The following is a 14,754-nucleotide window of genomic DNA, read 5'->3' as shown; positions in this document are numbered from 1 at the left end:
CCGCTCGCGTATTGTACAATACGCGAGCGGGGACGCTCGCACTGTAAATGCAAAACTGAGATGCTCCCGTTGTCATCCTTAACCAGTAACCAATAACAACTAACAACTAACAACTAAACAGGTAAAGAATAACCGAAAGCGGTCTTAACCTTAGTTAGAGTTTGATTAGCAATAGCTTCTGCTTGTTCTCTTCCGCGACGTAGTACAGACTCTAAATATCCCCGATCGTCCATTATTTCCTTGTATTTATCCTGAATAGGTTTGAGGGCATTAATTGTCGTCTCTGTCAGCAAGGGTTTAAAATCTCCCCAACCCATGTTTTCACACTCTGTTGCTACTTCTTCCTTAGATTTGCCGGAAAGCAGGAGATAAAGTGTCAGCAAATTTCTAGCTTCGGGGCGATCGGGGTCGTCAAAAGTCAAACCGCGCACGGCATCTGTCTTGCAGCGCTTGATTTTTTTGGCGATCGTATCTGGCGAATCCAATAAATTAATTCGACTTTGTTCGGAAGGGTCTGATTTCGACATTTTGCGCGTGCCATCTGTCAAACTCATCACCCTCGCACCGTCAGTCCGAATTAAGGGTTCGGGAAGTTTCAATACTGGCTTTTCGGGTGTGCCGAATTGGTGATTTAATCTGATGACAATATCGCGGGTGAGTTCCAAATGCTGTTTTTGGTCTTCTCCCACTGGCACTTTGTCGGCATCGTAAAGCAAAATGTCTGCTGCCATTAACACCGGATAATTTAGCAAACCGGCGTTGACATTTTCACCTTGTTTAACTGCTTTCTCTTTAAACTGAATCATATCTTCGAGCCAGTTAATCGGCGTAATACAGTTGAGCAGCCATGCTAGTTCTGTGTGCGCCGAGACGTGGGATTGCACGAAAATAGTAGAATATTCTAAATCGATGCCGCAAGCTAAATACAGTGCGGCGATCGTGTAAGTGTCGGAGGCTAGAGTTGCGGGATTGTGCGGTGCGGTAATTGCGTGCAAATCGACTACGCAGAAGTAATTTTCGTACTGACTTTGATTTTCTACCCAGTTGCGAATGGCACCGAGATAATTGCCTAGGTGAAGATTGCCGGTTGGCTGAACTCCCGAAAGAACGCGCTTTTTGCCCATGAGGAAAGAATAGAATTGAACTCACATTTCTATATTGACACGTTATTTTGATTTCAGATCCCCTTCGTTAAATTCGATCGACCGGCAACGATCTAAATCCCAGCCTTAAAAAGCTCGCTGTCAAGTGTCAACTGTCAACTGTTTTTCGGTTTAGTGCGCCACCAAGTGATGCCGGCTGCGAAAAGAGCGATCGCAAAACTCAAGGCAAATGAAAATAGAAAGGGATGCCATTGCATTAAAATTGGGATTTGATGGTGTTGCACTGTCTGGAATACTTTGTCTGTGCCGCTGGAGGCTGCGATGCCGCCGGCTGCTAAACCGACGCCGATCGCCTGTACTGTGCTTTCTAGGCGATCGTCCCGATTTTTCCCTGCTATCTCGCTGTTGCGGAGTGCGATTTGGTTGGTGCGATCGCTCCTGGCTTGTTCTATTTCTACTATGCCGCGAATTGAGGCGATCGCCTGGTCGATTAAGTTTGTGCCGTGGCGGAAATATCCTAAGTCTCCGGCAATTTGCGATCGCATATAAGGAGCCGTTTTTCTACCGAAGTTATTTAATATTGATAGTTCTTCCTTATCGGTTCCTAGTATATCACAAATTTTCGACAAAATGTCAGTGTAATTGTTAAGATTTAGCGCAATTGTATTGTCATAATCTTCGAGTTTCCGCAGCAGGCGAGTATAAGTTACAGCTTTGCTGAAGAGTTGCTTTAACTGTTCCTGAAATTCCTGCAATTGCGCGGAAGTTAATACAGTCCCTCTGGAAAATTGCTGCTGCAATATCTCCATATTTTTCTCAATAATGCGGTATTCGCGATCGAGTTCGCGGTAAATCTGGCGGCTGTCTTGAAAAGCTTTGATAATTTTGTTGCGGTGAAATAGCAGGTCGAGTATTTCTTCCTGGCAAGTGTTAAAATCCTTGTCGGTTTGTTTGTCGGAAAGCAGCCAGACAAGCAGGTGGCGGTAATTCGCAATATCGCTAATTGAACCGTATTCAAAAATCGGACTACCGAACAGTTTACTCGATCGGTAAAATACAGGCGGCGAGTCGCTGTGAAATAAGGCATCGCGACATTTATCGGCGAGGGGTTTGAGGGAATCTAAATTATCCGGTGAGTTGTCGGGAAGCCATGCGGTAATTAGGAGAGTTTGACCTAAAAAGTTATCATCGCCACTGATGAGTAAGGCTCGATTTGGGTTGAATTGCTTGATTAGATCGACATCTATATTATCGGCGGTACCGTCTTCCGGGCAACCTATATTTAAGCAGAAAGCATAGCTGTCTTGAATTTGTAGCGGTTGGGCAAAACCTTCCACGGGCGGATTGCTGTTAAATGGTAGTGCGACATTTGGCAGCAAATCTTCGCGGTAGTTGCGGGAATTTTGCGGAAAAACTAGATTGGGCGTTACCGTTTCATCGGTGAAATTGGCGAGGATATTGTCGCAGTGTTTCCAGAGAGGATTATTGCTGCCCTTACTGTCATTGTACAGTTGGAAAGCGTATAAGTAGACATTGGGGGCAGAAATTTTGTCGCTCATATTATTGGCGCGGTGGCTATGAATTGGTAAGACGTTTTTTGAGGCTTTCGGGTAACTCTGGATAGCGGTCTAATAGCCTTGGTTCTTGCTCTTCTTTTTTGGTGGGTTGGGGTTCTGGTTTTCTATTAATAATTGAACGGAGGGTATCTCTGATTTTAGGATATTTTTTGCACCATATCCCAATAGTATCTGCTACTTCCTCATCAGATTCATCAACCATCTGAGATATCATCTGGTTGAGGTTTGCTAAATCTTCTACTGCTCCCACCTCCTCTAATAATTCGGCTTTAGTCTCAAAAACTTGCAGAAATGCTGATATATAACGTTGGTCGTCATTCATGGCAGATTTTCTATTGTGTTAATTGAATTTGGAGATTTTTAGGATTTTTGTTCGAGCATTGTCTCTATGTTAATTCTATGATACCATCGGAGACAATTTAGTGTCAATTTTTTTAGGAGTTGCAAGCATTGACCTCAAGTGATGAAGTAATTCAAGGTGCGGGATTCACGGTCAAATCTAGTAAATTTGACTTCTTTTTTGGTCGCGTCACCTCTACTCCCACAAATACTAGGCGGTCTTTAGATAATTTAAGAGATTTGAGAACGCTAGGAATTGACGAAGTATCTGGGGGGAAAGAAAAGCTATTAGAAATATTTGCCGAAGGATTAAATGCACCAGAAGTTGAAGGCGATCGAACAATTAACGAATATGGCGCAAACATTTCTCGTAAAGTAGAATTGAGAGGGGGAGAAAAACCGGGGGCGATTGTGGTTCGATATTTTTATCCTGAAGGCGACTTAGATGCAAATCCTCAAGTTACTTCAATTGTACCGTTAATTTATCAATAACCAGCTACCATGAAAATTGAAACTATTAGCAAATCAGAATTCGACAAAATTCCCGGCATTCGGCAAATTATTGGCCACGAATACGCTCAAACATTTGCTTGCCTTGACTTGGGGGAAGTTTTGGGATGTTACGGACTGAGTTGGCGGGGTCAATTAGTTGAGTTAAGCATCGAGCATTCTCACGAGAAAAAGATGCTATGGATGGGAATTGAACAGCAGTTAGTAGCTATTTGCCTGGAAAGCGGCCGCATTTGTCTGGCAATGCCTTTGACGGGTAATTTAATTCAGATGGCTGTTATTCACAAAGTAACTGCTGTTTTGACTGAAAATGAGATATTATTATTTAACTCGAATGGTTCCCTCAGATTTAATCGCGGATTGCCCGATGTTCCCGAACAATTTTCGGCGAGCGATGATAACTTAGTAATTGAATTAATGGAGGGCGATCGTTTCAGCTTAAATTTGCAAACGGGACAATTCCGAAAATTAGTTGGGGAGGTTTTAAGTTCATAAAATCACCTATTTCGACAAATTTGTAGGGTTCAAGGTCGAAATCGAATATGCTACGCTCGTTATTCGATTTCGACCTTGAAAGGATTCGCCGATGTTTTGGAATCAAACCAACCAACTAATAAACCCGCCCCCACTCATGCAAAAAACCTTTGGGTTATTGTCCAACGGCAGAAAAAGCCGCCCAGTATACAGGGGATTGGCAAGGGCGATCGTCATCATCGTAATCGCGTTTATAATTCTTTTGAATCCTGTTTTTACTTTCACTATCCAGTAACTTTGAACGCTCGGCCCAATCTACCAAATCTTGCACCGTTGCATCCCGCAGCCACATTTGAGAATCGCGCAAAGCAATCGCCACAGGCGGGCGACTTTCAGACAGGAAAAGCTCATAAAATCTTATCATCAAAATCGCCGTAGATACATCATTCACAGCCCACAAAGTGCTAATCACATTCGTGGTTCCGGCGTACAAAAAACCGCTAGGCAATCCGATATACTCATCAGTGGTATCTCTAATATCCGTTAACCCTGTTTCGCAGGCGGAAAGCGTAACTAAACTGCACTTACTCAGGGGCAAATCAAAGATTTCTTCCAGCGTCAGGCATTTTTCAATGTCCAACAATTCGTCTTGGGGGGAACGAATATAACTTTTGTTCTCCGAGTCAACGTTATCGGTGGCAATTTTCGCACCCGCTAAGATTAAAGCAGATTTCCGGGGATCGAGAAAGTCGAAAAAGCCGTGACAGGAAAAGTGGGCGATGTCGGCATTCTGCAACGCTTCAAGCTGTTGCTGCAATCCTGTCTTACTTGCCTTTTCCCGAATCAAAACTTCCGCAGGATTAAAGGATTTGGCAATTGTTTCAACTTCGATATCGGTGAAGTCTAAATCTTCTGTCGGGTTTTGAATGGCAAACAATCTTGTGGGTGATGACTCTTCCCCAGTCGGATTTACCCGCTGAGATAATTGTAATAGCTGACAACTGGGAGTGTATCTCACGCCGCCAGGGAAAAGATCGAGGAGAGTTCCAGTTTCTTCGGTATTCTGCCTTAGCCTTTTGCTGGTTAATGCGTGAAGCGGCAACAAGTGCAAATATCGGAAGGGAACTAATATTAATTTTTGGCATTTTTCTGGGAGGCGAGAAATTATTTCATCGATGTGCAAGATTTTAGCTAGTTTTTCCAGGCGGGTTTCTAGCTGATTTCTCCAGTTATCAGGGTGATTGATATAGTCGTCGATATACTCCTGCTGAAACTTCTCTAATGCTTCCAACTCTTGATATGAAGAGTGCCCGACAATTGGTTGAGGGGACTCGCGGGTGATAATAAAAACTTTAAACCCGTTAAAGGTGATGTACCATTCCAAAATTGCCTCATCTTCACGTAACAGACTGCGAATTTCTTGAAAACTAATCCGCTGTACATTTTGCGGGAGACTGCGAGATGTGTGAAACAATTCTACTAGATTTCTGGTTTTGCTGCGTTCGATGTATTCTAGGGCGGCGGTTTTGTTTTCCATGTCTAGGCAAAGTTTTACCATTTGCTGATAAAGTTTATTCCATTCTTCAGCTAATTTCTGTCTGTCAGCTTCGCCGCCGATAATGATTTCACTCCGCATTGATTCGACTGTCTCAATGACAGCATTAAAGGTATTGTAAGCTGCTGGGAGTTGGTAATTATCCCGGTAGGCAAGTCCGAGATTAAATAAGGTTTCAGCATGATTTATCGGAAATGCCTCGCGGGTGTAAATTGACAAAGCTGCTTGATAAGCGGAAATCGCCATTTCTAGATTCTCCGCTTTTTTCCCTCTGATTCTGTTGCGGTAGGCATTTGCCAAATTATTTTGACTCCTTGCCCATTCAAAAGGAAATGCCTCACGAGTGTAAACCTCTAATGATTCCTGATAAAATCCGATCGCTATTTCGAGATTCTCCGCTTTTTCGCCTATGATTCTGTAGAGGTAGGCATTCGCCAAATTATTTTGAGTCATTGCCCATTTAAAGGGAAATGCCTTGCGGGTGTAAACCTCCAATGATTCCCGATCAAATGCGATCACTTTTTCGAGATTCTCCACTTTTTTCCCTCTGATTCTGTCGCGGTAGGCATTCGCCAAATTATTTTTAGTCCCCGCCCAATCTTCAGGATATTCCTCGCGAGTGTAAACTTCCAATGATGCCTGATAAGTGGCGATCGCTTTTTCTAGATTATCTACTTTTTCCCCTCTGATTCTGTTGCTATAGGCAGCCGCCAAATTATTTTGACTCCTTGCCCATTCAAAGGGAAATGCCTCGCGAGTGTAAACCTCTAATGATTCGTGATAAAATCCGATCGCTTTTTCGAGATTCTCCGCTTTTTCGCCCATGATTCTGTCGTTGTAGGTAATACCCAAATTATTTTTAGCCGTTGCCCAATTTTCAGGAAATGCCTCGCGGCTCCAAACCTCTAATGATTCCTGATAAAATGCGATCGAGATTTCGAGATTATCAGCTTTTTCGCCGAGGATTCTGTTGCGGTAGGCAACCGCCAAATTATTTTGAGTCATTGCCCAATTTTCAGGAAATCCCTCGCGGGTGTAAACTTGTAACGATGCTTGATAAGTGGCAATCGCTTTTTCGAGATTCTCCGCTTTTTTCCCTCTGATTCTGTACAGGTAGGCAATCCCCAAATTATTTTGAGTTTCTGCCCAATTCTCAGCATATTCTTTACGGGTAAAAACTGTCATGGCAACTTGATAACCTGCAATGGCAATTTCCAAATTACTCGCCCTGCTGCCTAAAGAAAAGTCCGCGATTGCATTACTAAAATTCCCAACGACTCCTATTATATAAATTTGTTTTTTTTTATCTAAATTTGGCAAATTTTCCCTCGCCCATTTTTGCAAAACCGCCGCCAAATTATCATTGATTAAGTTTAGATTATCCCGCAGCAGGGCATAAATTACAGTACGGTTGCCCTTGCTATCTTGCGTTTTCTGCAACACTTCCATTAGGAATTCAAGATAACTGTAAGGTGACGCTTTCTCGGGGATTGCATTGCTATAACTACCCATTAGATGCCCTGCCAGAGTCATTAAAGAATTAGCATCATCCAGGTTGTTATCAATTCTCAGATCATTTGCCCTCTCTAGCATTACCTGCACCAACCCCGCATCAACTAACTCTGAGTTGGCCTGCCAAATTTCGTTTTCTTCCCCGCTGGGGCAATTTAGTAACGATTCAATCAGATTGAGATAAGCTTCGTGGCGCGCTTCGTTCATTGCTGACAACCCATGTTTTTAGAATTTTACATTCTTTGTCGGGGAAAAACAAGGGGAAAACCCGACTTGCTGAATCGTCTGGAGTCGTTGGAGTGTGCGTCATAAGCTGCTACGCCACTATGTCGTATAATATAGATACAAGATAAGTAAGCGATCGCAATAATGAATCTATTCGGAATGGGCCCGGTCTCATTCAAAAAAATCTCGATGATTTGCGATGGGGCAAAAAACAAGAGGAAACTAAAATGATTTCACAAACTTTAGTAGAAATTGAACGTTCTATTAGTTCCCTGTCGATAGAAGAACAACTTTGGCTGCTGGAACGTATCGCTTGCCGAGTGCGGGAGAAAACTTACATAGCTAATAAACTCGCTAATGCTAAATACCTGGAAGCAGAGATAGCAGAGATGGCCAACGATCCAGATATTCAAGTTGAGATTGCTGCGATCGATCGAGAGTTTATTGTGGCAGAAATGGATGGTTTACAAGCACTATGAGCATTCAGCGAGGGAAAATTTATTTTGTCAATCTTAACCCAGTTCATGGAAGAGAACAAGCTGGAATGCGACCTGTTTTGGTGCTTTCGATTGATACTATTAACCAGTCACCCTTAGTTGTTACTGTCATTGTCGGCACTAAAGGAACTAATATTCACCGCGAATATAGAACAAATGTGCGTGTTTCTGCGTCTGAAAGTGGTTTACAAATAGAAACAGTTTTCCTCTGTTTTCAGATTCGATCTTTGGATAGAGAGCGATTTCCTACTGATTCTGCAGGGGAACTTTCCGCAGAAAAGATGTTAGAAGTTGAATCGGCGGTTCGTTACTGTTTAGGTTTATAAAAGTTGGGAGTGTTCGATCGATTTGTTCGGGTTTCATAAAGCTATTCCCTGTTGCTGAAAGGCTTTGATGAGCTTTGAGGAGTAAGTTTAATTGAGCGGGTGTCAGATTAAAATTCCCTCTCTACGGATATTTCTGAGCAAAGGGCTTTGATAATTAGTAAACCGTTCCTCATTCATAAAATTGCAGCTAATTACTACGTCATTGTAGAGGGATAAATCTGCTACAATTGGGATAGTTCGAGCGATTTCTTCACCGACTTGGACTGGTGCTTTCAGAACTACCAAAACATCAATATCTGAGTCGGGATCTGCGTCGCCCCGCGCTTGGGAACCGTAGAGTACCATTTGGGTGAGACGATCGCCGTAAAGTTGCTCGAAGTGCGATCGCAATTCAGTTAAAATGGTCTTGAGTTTATCGTTGATTTTCATATGGGTGATGGATATTATATATTTAGACATAAACTCGGCGGTTGAAACCGCGTCTACACAAACAAAGTCCGCCTTCGCGGACTTAAGATGATTAATTAGAAAAGTTGAGATTTTTACCCAATTTCAGCGGGTTGCAAAATCTCATTCACAGGCTTTCCTCGTTTTAATTCAACCCATTTAGATTCAACGGGTTCATAAGCGCAATAGCATACCGCGATGCACAAGTTTGTGCTGCTAGAAGAGAACTCGTGAATACTCTTAACAATCCAGTTTCCATCTCGACCGTGGGTGATTCCGTTGCCAGGATCTTCGAGGTTTGCATATTCTCGCACGCGATCGCCGATTTGAGGCAATTTCCCCGAACAATCCCACTCTTCTGCTAGAATGTCGGTCAAGCCACCATTCGGAATTAGCTTTCGATCTCTCCAGCCTTCCGCACTCATAGATTCAGTTTTGTAAACAATCCATGTTTCTTTTTTGGTCATAAATTACCTCAGTCTTGGTTGTCGTGCCAGAGGTCTTGAAAAGAAGTCTGTTCGCCGTAAAAGACGCAATCGACTTCGAGGGGCAAATCTTTGTTTATTTTGATTTGCTTGAGTTTCCAATCGTATCGGCGTTCCATTTCCCGGCACTTCTGCGGGTCAGTAGCGCTGTGTATGTTTTCTGGTTCTGACGCTTCTTGTTCTATTAAGTTTGTCACTGTTTTCAATACTAGACACCTGTTTATCTATTAGCTAGTGCCTCCTTTTCCGGCTTGCTCTTGCTGGATGAGCGGGTTTTGGTTTGGGTGGCTGTCCCGCTTTCCTTGAACTGCGGCGGTCACAATTCGCTCTACCAGATTGCTCATAGTGCGCCCTTCTTCCTTGGCCCATACCGTTAAGTCGTCTCTAACGTCCTCATCCAAAACGAAATTAATTCTAGGTCGCCTGTACTTCCCCATTGGTTGCCAGTTGGTTAGTGGTTAGTTACCAGCTTATGACGTTAGATTAACTTTTGGAGTAGTGGATCGAGATAGTTGACAGTGGCATCTACTACAATCTACAATATACCTACGATCGCCAAATGTCAAACAAAGAACAAATAAAAGTAAGGTGCGTCAGTCGGTAAAACCCAAATTTTTCGGGCTAACCTCAAGACTGACGCACCATACAATAACAACTGACTAATGACTAATTAAAAATCTGTCAGCAACCTTGCTTTCCGCAAAACAAATGTCAGAACAGTTTCTTCGCCGGTAATAATATCGGCTCTGCCTTCCATTCCCGATTGAATCGAATACTGGCGGGGGACATTAGCCTGGGGGTTGCCGAAGAATTGGCCCTTGGCGGATTTGAGTTTTGTTAAATAAGTTTGTTCGGGCTTAATTGCCACTTCGTAATAAGCTGTACCTAAATTATTAGCGGGATTTTGAGGGGCGATCGCATCTGGGGCGATTTCGCTGACAGTTCCTTTTAATGTGCCGTAATCGGGGAAAGGCAAAGCCGAAATCCTGATCTGTACGGGTTGGCCGATTTGGATGCGGGCGATGTCTTGGGATGTCACCTTGGCTTTGACTACCAGGGGTACGTCGCTGGGGACGATTTGGGCGATCGCGCTGCCGGCTTGTACGGTTTGACCAGTATTTCGTACTTCCAATCTGAGAATTGTACCATCAGCGGGCGCGCGGATCACGCTATTTTCGAGTTTTAAGTCAATTTGATTTAGTTCTTTTTTAGCTTGAATCAATTGTTGTTGAAGAGACGATCGCTTAACGAGCAAAACCCGCCGACTTCTGCCCAGTCTTTCGGCGACATCTGGCAGCGATGTGGCAAATTTTACTAAAGCGGATTCGATTAATTCCTGTTGGGCGGAAGTTTCACTTTGGATGTTTTTAAATTGGGCGCTGGCCAAAATTTGATTTTCTAAGTCGCGCAGTTGCTGGTTGATTTGCTGTGCTGCTGTTTGAGACTGATTAATTATTTCTTGTAACTGCTGTTGTTGAGCGCCCAAACGCGAAGCGTCTACAACTGCGATCGCATCTCCTTCTTTTACTGTCTGATTCTCGCTGACAGCAATGCTTTCGACGGTTCCTTCGGTTGCTGCTTGCACGACGCGCACTTCTCCTGCTGGACGGACGATCGCATCTGCTTTGACTGTAGCGCTGTATTTGGTGACGCTAGCGAGGGCGATCGCCCCGCCAAAGGTCGCCACCATCAAAATACCCCCCAAAGTCGTCCACCGGCTGACAGGGGGCAAAAACTGGTCGTTATCAAAGGTTTCAGGGGGTGTGGTTTCGGGAGCGAGAGACATGGCGGCAAGGGGGAGAGGGGAATAGTTTGGAGTTTTGAGTTTTGAGTTGGGGGAGAGGGAGAGCTCAATCGCTGATTTCTTTTGTCACTTTTACGATCGGCTTTCCGGAAACCAAGCATAGGTTTAGAAGTCTAAATCAAAATTCACAGGGTAAAGGTAAAAATCCGCACAGCTTTGCCGTTCCCACCCACAAACTTCGCCAAATATCAAGAGGAGTGAAGCCAGCGGGCCACTGTCATTCAATTTTAGATTTTAGATTTTAGATTTTGGATTGACTTGCGCGAGATAAATGCGGGGGCTTGAGGATTTTCGATTTTAGATTTTGGATTGATTCCACGGATAAATCACGTGGCGGGTACCACCTTTGAAATTCGTGGTCATGAAAATACGGCGTTTCCGCAAAGAGTTTTGGCACTGTTACCGGGTTTTTCCTGTATGCGTAGGTAGTAAGTAAGTACATAGGTATTAATAGGAGTTATTTATTTATGTCAGAAAATCAACAATGTTCACTCTTCATCGAACTAACCGATGGAGAATCTGCTACTGTCAACGGTGGCAGTATTACCAGCGATGTTAGCGGTGCTAAAAGCAACAGCGAGACGGAGAACAGCAGCAGCTATGGCCTGAATATGCTGTTTTTCCTGCCGCAGCCTAGCCAGCTTTATCTGTACGATCCGAGCCGCGCTCGCCCTTACAAAACTCTAGTGGTTTAGATAGCTGAGTCAAGTTGTGCGATCGAGTAAATTTTCAAAATTTCTCGGTAATATTCCGGAAGCCGCACAGCACTACCAGAAGTATTAGTCAGTATTTACACGAGGCTCTAGAAATTAAATAATATTTCTAGTTTCCCTTCAATTTTATTAACTTAAACGGAGTCAAATCATGCAAGTAACAAAGGACGATTCACTGTTTGCTGAACTCACCCCTGAAGAATCAGCTAGCGTCAACGGCGGTCACCATACTAATCGATACAATTGTCACCGGCAGCGGCGCAGTTGGGTCGTGTACCGCCGGAATTGCGACGGTTCATACAGAAGAGTAGTCCGCTACGCCTACTACTAAAGTTTAGTGCTAGTCTATTCAGATCTATAACTGTGGAATCGAGAAAGCACCCATAACTTTATGGGTGCTTTTTGCTGATTGGGTAGTTGGTGATGAGTAATCTTCTTTATGCTCTACCATTATTCATTTTGCAAAATGTTAAAGAACATCCCTTTGATCGGCAAAATGCCATTATTCGGACAAGTTAACAGGTTTAAGAAATATCAGGTTGTTCTCCAGCAGAGCGAAGAAGATTGCGGGGCGGCTTGTTTGGCTTCGATCGCGAAATTTTACGGACAAAATTTTACTATTAGTCGCTTGCGAGAATGTGCGGGCACCGGCCAAAAAGGGACGACTCTGTTGGGCTTGAAACAAGGTGCTGAGGCGATCGGCTTTAATGCTCGATCGGTGCGAGCAGCCGCTGCAATTTTAGACAAGCTCGATGATGCCCCTCTACCGATGATTATTCACTGGAGCGGTTATCACTGGGTTGTTTTGTACGGAAAGCAGGGCGACAAATATGCGATCGGCGATCCGGCTGTCGGTATGCGCTATGTTTCTAAAGCAGAATTAGCAGCAGCTTGGACAGATTGGCTGTGCTTGCTAGTAGAACCCGATGCTGAGCGGTTTTTTGCGGCCGCAGAGGGTCAACCGCCCGCCAATTCCTTACAAAAATGGATGCGCCGGATTGGGATTTATCGCCCGATTTTAATGGAAGCATTTTTGCTGAATGTGGTGTTGGGTTTGCTGTCGATTTCTTCGCCTTTTCTCGTTCAACTGCTCACCGACGACATTCTGGTGCGGGGCGACAGACAACTCCTGGCGAGTGTGGCGATCGCAGTTATAGTTATGAACCTTTTTAGCAGCAGTTTAGGATTGGTAGAGTCGAACTTAATTGCTCAGTTTTCCCAGCGTTTAGAGTTGGGATTAGTGATGGAATTCGCCCGGAAATTCCTGCGATTGCCTTTGAGTTTTTACGAAACCAGACGCAGTGGCGAAATTGTCAGTAGATTACAAGATATCCAAGAAATAAATAAATTAGTTTCTCAAGTCGCTATCAGCTTGCCTAGTCAATTTTTTATCGCTGTAGTTTCTTTTGTTTTTATGTTATTTTACAGCAAGGAACTGACGTTAGCAGCTACCGTGCTTGCTCTGTTAATGACGGCCTCTACAGTGGTATTTCTGCCCGTATTGCAGCAAAAAACGCGCAGTTTATTTGTGCTGGAAGCAGAAACTCAAGGCGTTTTAGTAGAAACTTTTAAAGGCGCGCTGACTGTCAAAACTACTAGCAGCGGTCAGCAACTTTGGGAAGAATTTCAAACCCGCTTCGGTCGCTTAGCCAAGCTCACTTTCCGCACTACACAAATTGGCATTCTCAACAATATATTTTCAGGTTTTGTTGCCTCTGCTGGCAGCATTACTCTGCTGTGGCTTGGTAGCGGTTTGGTGATTGACAAGGTATTGAGTATAGGTCAGTTGCTAGCGTTTATTAGCATGAATCAAAACGTTACTACTTGGGTGAATTCGCTAGTAGGATTTACTGATGAAATGACTCGCGTGCAGACAGCAACTCAACGGCTGTCGGAAGTGATCGATGCTGAACCGGAAACTAAAGACGATACGAATAAACCTTTTGTAACTATTCAAGACCGCGACGGTATTGTTTGCAAGAGTGTTAATTTTCACTACCCCGGTAGACTTGACTTGCTGGAAAATTTTTCTGTCACCTTTCCCGGCGGTCAAGCAATTGCTTTAATTGGTTATTCGGGCTGCGGAAAAAGTACGCTAGCAAAAGTAATTGCTGGTCTGTACCCGCTGCAATCTGGTAATATTAGAATTGGCGGCTACAACTTACAGGATTTGTCTCTTGACAGTCTCAGACAGCAGGTAGTATTGGTTCCTCAAGAAGCGCATTTTTGGAGCCGTTCGATTATGGAAAATTTTCGATTGGGCAGTCCAGATATCAGCTTTGAACAGATTGTGAAAGCGTGTAAAATTGCGGGCGCGGATGAATTTATCAGCCAATTGCCTGATAAATATCAAACTGTTTTAGGGGAGTTTGGAGCGAATATTTCTGGCGGACAAAGACAAAGATTGGCGATCGCCCGCGCCATTCTCAACAACCCGCCTGTATTGATTTTAGACGAATCTACCGCAGGGCTTGACCCCGCAAGCGAAGCGGAAGTTTTAGAACAGTTGTTGATGTATCGGCACGGGAAAACGACGATTTTTATCAGTCACAGGCCACGAGTGATCGATCGCGCCGATTGGATTATCATGTTAGAACGCGGCAGGTTGAAAATGCAAGGCTCGGCTGCAAAATTGCGATCGATTCCAGGAGACCATTTAGAGTTTTTGAATCCTTGAGCTAGTTAATAAAACGACAGGTTGAAATCTGTCGCTACACAAACAAAACCCGGCTGCGCGGTTCGACACCGAGTCAATCGATTAAAGATTAAAGATTAAAGATTAAAGAATTGAAGCATTGACTTGCGCGAGATAAATACGTTCGGCAAGTTTCATCGGAGACACGTTTTTTATTTCACCGGTCCTGAGTCTGCTTTCGGAATGAATCACGTGGCGGGTATCCTGGATGCTTTCGGTCAACACTCAACAGTCAACAGTCAACAATCATTTCGCTCGTGCAACCGGAATTGATATCACTCATGACTAATAACTTCTCTAAGGAATGAGAATTAAATAAGTTCCACTCTTGAAAGTGGGATGGGCGTCCCGCCCGTCCAAAAAGGACGGGCGGGACGCCCCTCCCACAATAACAATTAAAATTGTAAGTTATTTAATTCGCGATCCTAATGTGCAAATTTCGCACCATATAGCAATCCTAAATAAGTAGTAAATTTTTTTAACCACCCCCAC

The 14,754-nt window shown here is 43.8% G+C and carries 16 protein-coding genes; 7 read left to right on the top strand and 9 right to left on the bottom strand.

Features of this window, described 5'->3' with window-relative positions; all coding sequences use genetic code 11:
- Positions 1 to 113: 113 nt before the first annotated feature.
- The 3 genes from trpS to QUB16_RS30695 all read right to left on the bottom strand — a co-directional run bounded on the left by trpS (position 114) and on the right by QUB16_RS30695 (position 3,002).
- A complete protein-coding gene (trpS, locus tag QUB16_RS30705) occupies positions 114 to 1,124 on the bottom strand; it encodes a tryptophan--tRNA ligase (protein ID WP_333321982.1) in 1,011 nt (336 codons plus the stop codon).
- A 134-nt stretch (positions 1,125 to 1,258) separates the two neighbouring features.
- Positions 1,259 to 2,662 carry a hypothetical protein gene (locus QUB16_RS30700; RefSeq protein ID WP_333321980.1) on the bottom strand — a complete coding sequence of 468 codons (1,404 nt, stop codon included), beginning with the start codon at positions 2,660 to 2,662 and terminating at the stop codon, positions 1,259 to 1,261.
- A gap of 16 nt (positions 2,663 to 2,678) precedes the next feature.
- Positions 2,679 to 3,002 (bottom strand): hypothetical protein, encoded by a 324-nt coding sequence (locus QUB16_RS30695; RefSeq protein WP_333321979.1) that lies wholly within the window; start codon positions 3,000 to 3,002, stop codon positions 2,679 to 2,681.
- Positions 3,003 to 3,130: 128 nt separating this feature from the next.
- Between QUB16_RS30695 and QUB16_RS30690 the strand changes: the two genes are divergently transcribed.
- Both QUB16_RS30690 and QUB16_RS30685 read left to right on the top strand, forming a co-directional pair.
- The gene (locus QUB16_RS30690) at positions 3,131 to 3,511 is read left to right on the top strand and encodes a hypothetical protein (RefSeq protein WP_333140931.1); all 381 of its coding nucleotides are present in this window, start codon (positions 3,131 to 3,133) and stop codon (positions 3,509 to 3,511) included.
- 9 nt (positions 3,512 to 3,520) lie between these two features.
- Positions 3,521 to 4,024 carry a hypothetical protein gene (locus QUB16_RS30685; RefSeq protein ID WP_333108020.1) on the top strand — a complete coding sequence of 168 codons (504 nt, stop codon included), beginning with the start codon at positions 3,521 to 3,523 and terminating at the stop codon, positions 4,022 to 4,024.
- 154 nt (positions 4,025 to 4,178) lie between these two features.
- Here QUB16_RS30685 and QUB16_RS30680 read toward each other — a convergent pair whose 3' ends face one another.
- Positions 4,179 to 7,277 carry a CHAT domain-containing protein gene (locus QUB16_RS30680; protein WP_333321977.1) on the bottom strand — a complete coding sequence of 1,033 codons (3,099 nt, stop codon included), beginning with the start codon at positions 7,275 to 7,277 and terminating at the stop codon, positions 4,179 to 4,181.
- A gap of 245 nt (positions 7,278 to 7,522) precedes the next feature.
- On the opposite strand from QUB16_RS30680, the gene QUB16_RS30675 reads away from it, so the two are divergent.
- Positions 7,523 to 7,774, top strand: coding sequence for a hypothetical protein (locus QUB16_RS30675; RefSeq protein WP_333108022.1), 252 nt, complete (start codon positions 7,523 to 7,525; stop codon positions 7,772 to 7,774).
- Positions 7,771 to 8,118 carry a type II toxin-antitoxin system PemK/MazF family toxin gene (locus QUB16_RS30670; RefSeq protein ID WP_333140936.1) on the top strand — a complete coding sequence of 116 codons (348 nt, stop codon included), beginning with the start codon at positions 7,771 to 7,773 and terminating at the stop codon, positions 8,116 to 8,118. Before QUB16_RS30675 ends, QUB16_RS30670 begins: the two co-directional genes overlap by 4 nt.
- A 102-nt stretch (positions 8,119 to 8,220) precedes the next feature.
- Here the strand turns inward: QUB16_RS30670 and QUB16_RS30665 are convergent, their stop codons facing one another.
- From QUB16_RS30665 to QUB16_RS30645, 5 genes are all read right to left on the bottom strand, one after another.
- A complete protein-coding gene (locus QUB16_RS30665; protein WP_333321975.1) occupies positions 8,221 to 8,577 on the bottom strand; it encodes a nucleotidyltransferase domain-containing protein in 357 nt (118 codons plus the stop codon).
- 83 nt (positions 8,578 to 8,660) lie between these two features.
- The gene (locus QUB16_RS30660) at positions 8,661 to 9,032 is read right to left on the bottom strand and encodes a hypothetical protein (RefSeq protein ID WP_333321973.1); all 372 of its coding nucleotides are present in this window, start codon (positions 9,030 to 9,032) and stop codon (positions 8,661 to 8,663) included.
- Between the two features lie 8 nt (positions 9,033 to 9,040).
- Positions 9,041 to 9,247: a hypothetical protein gene (locus QUB16_RS30655; protein WP_333321972.1), complete on the bottom strand. Its 207-nt coding sequence runs from the start codon at positions 9,245 to 9,247 to the stop codon at positions 9,041 to 9,043.
- Positions 9,248 to 9,277: 30 nt separating this feature from the next.
- The gene (locus QUB16_RS30650; RefSeq protein WP_333321970.1) at positions 9,278 to 9,487 is read right to left on the bottom strand and encodes a ribbon-helix-helix domain-containing protein; all 210 of its coding nucleotides are present in this window, start codon (positions 9,485 to 9,487) and stop codon (positions 9,278 to 9,280) included.
- 233 nt (positions 9,488 to 9,720) lie between these two features.
- The gene (locus tag QUB16_RS30645) at positions 9,721 to 10,836 is read right to left on the bottom strand and encodes an HlyD family efflux transporter periplasmic adaptor subunit (protein WP_333321968.1); all 1,116 of its coding nucleotides are present in this window, start codon (positions 10,834 to 10,836) and stop codon (positions 9,721 to 9,723) included.
- A gap of 485 nt (positions 10,837 to 11,321) precedes the next feature.
- Here QUB16_RS30645 and QUB16_RS30640 point away from each other — a divergent pair, with 485 nt between their 5' ends.
- The 3 genes from QUB16_RS30640 (at position 11,322) to QUB16_RS30630 (ending at position 14,244) form a co-directional block, all read left to right on the top strand.
- Positions 11,322 to 11,549 (top strand): secretion protein HlyD, encoded by a 228-nt coding sequence (locus QUB16_RS30640; RefSeq protein WP_333321967.1) that lies wholly within the window; start codon positions 11,322 to 11,324, stop codon positions 11,547 to 11,549.
- 169 nt (positions 11,550 to 11,718) lie between these two features.
- Positions 11,719 to 11,898 (top strand): hypothetical protein, encoded by a 180-nt coding sequence (locus tag QUB16_RS30635; RefSeq protein ID WP_333321965.1) that lies wholly within the window; start codon positions 11,719 to 11,721, stop codon positions 11,896 to 11,898.
- 135 nt (positions 11,899 to 12,033) lie between these two features.
- Positions 12,034 to 14,244, top strand: a complete 2,211-nt coding sequence (locus QUB16_RS30630) for a peptidase domain-containing ABC transporter (RefSeq protein ID WP_333321963.1) — start codon at positions 12,034 to 12,036, stop codon at positions 14,242 to 14,244.
- The last annotated feature ends 510 nt before the right edge of the window (positions 14,245 to 14,754 follow it).

The organism is Microcoleus sp. D3_18a_C4, from assembly GCF_036702415.1.
Taxonomy (GTDB): Bacteria; Cyanobacteriota; Cyanobacteriia; order Cyanobacteriales; family Microcoleaceae; genus Microcoleus.
This window is presented reverse-complemented; position numbering and strand designations above follow the sequence as displayed.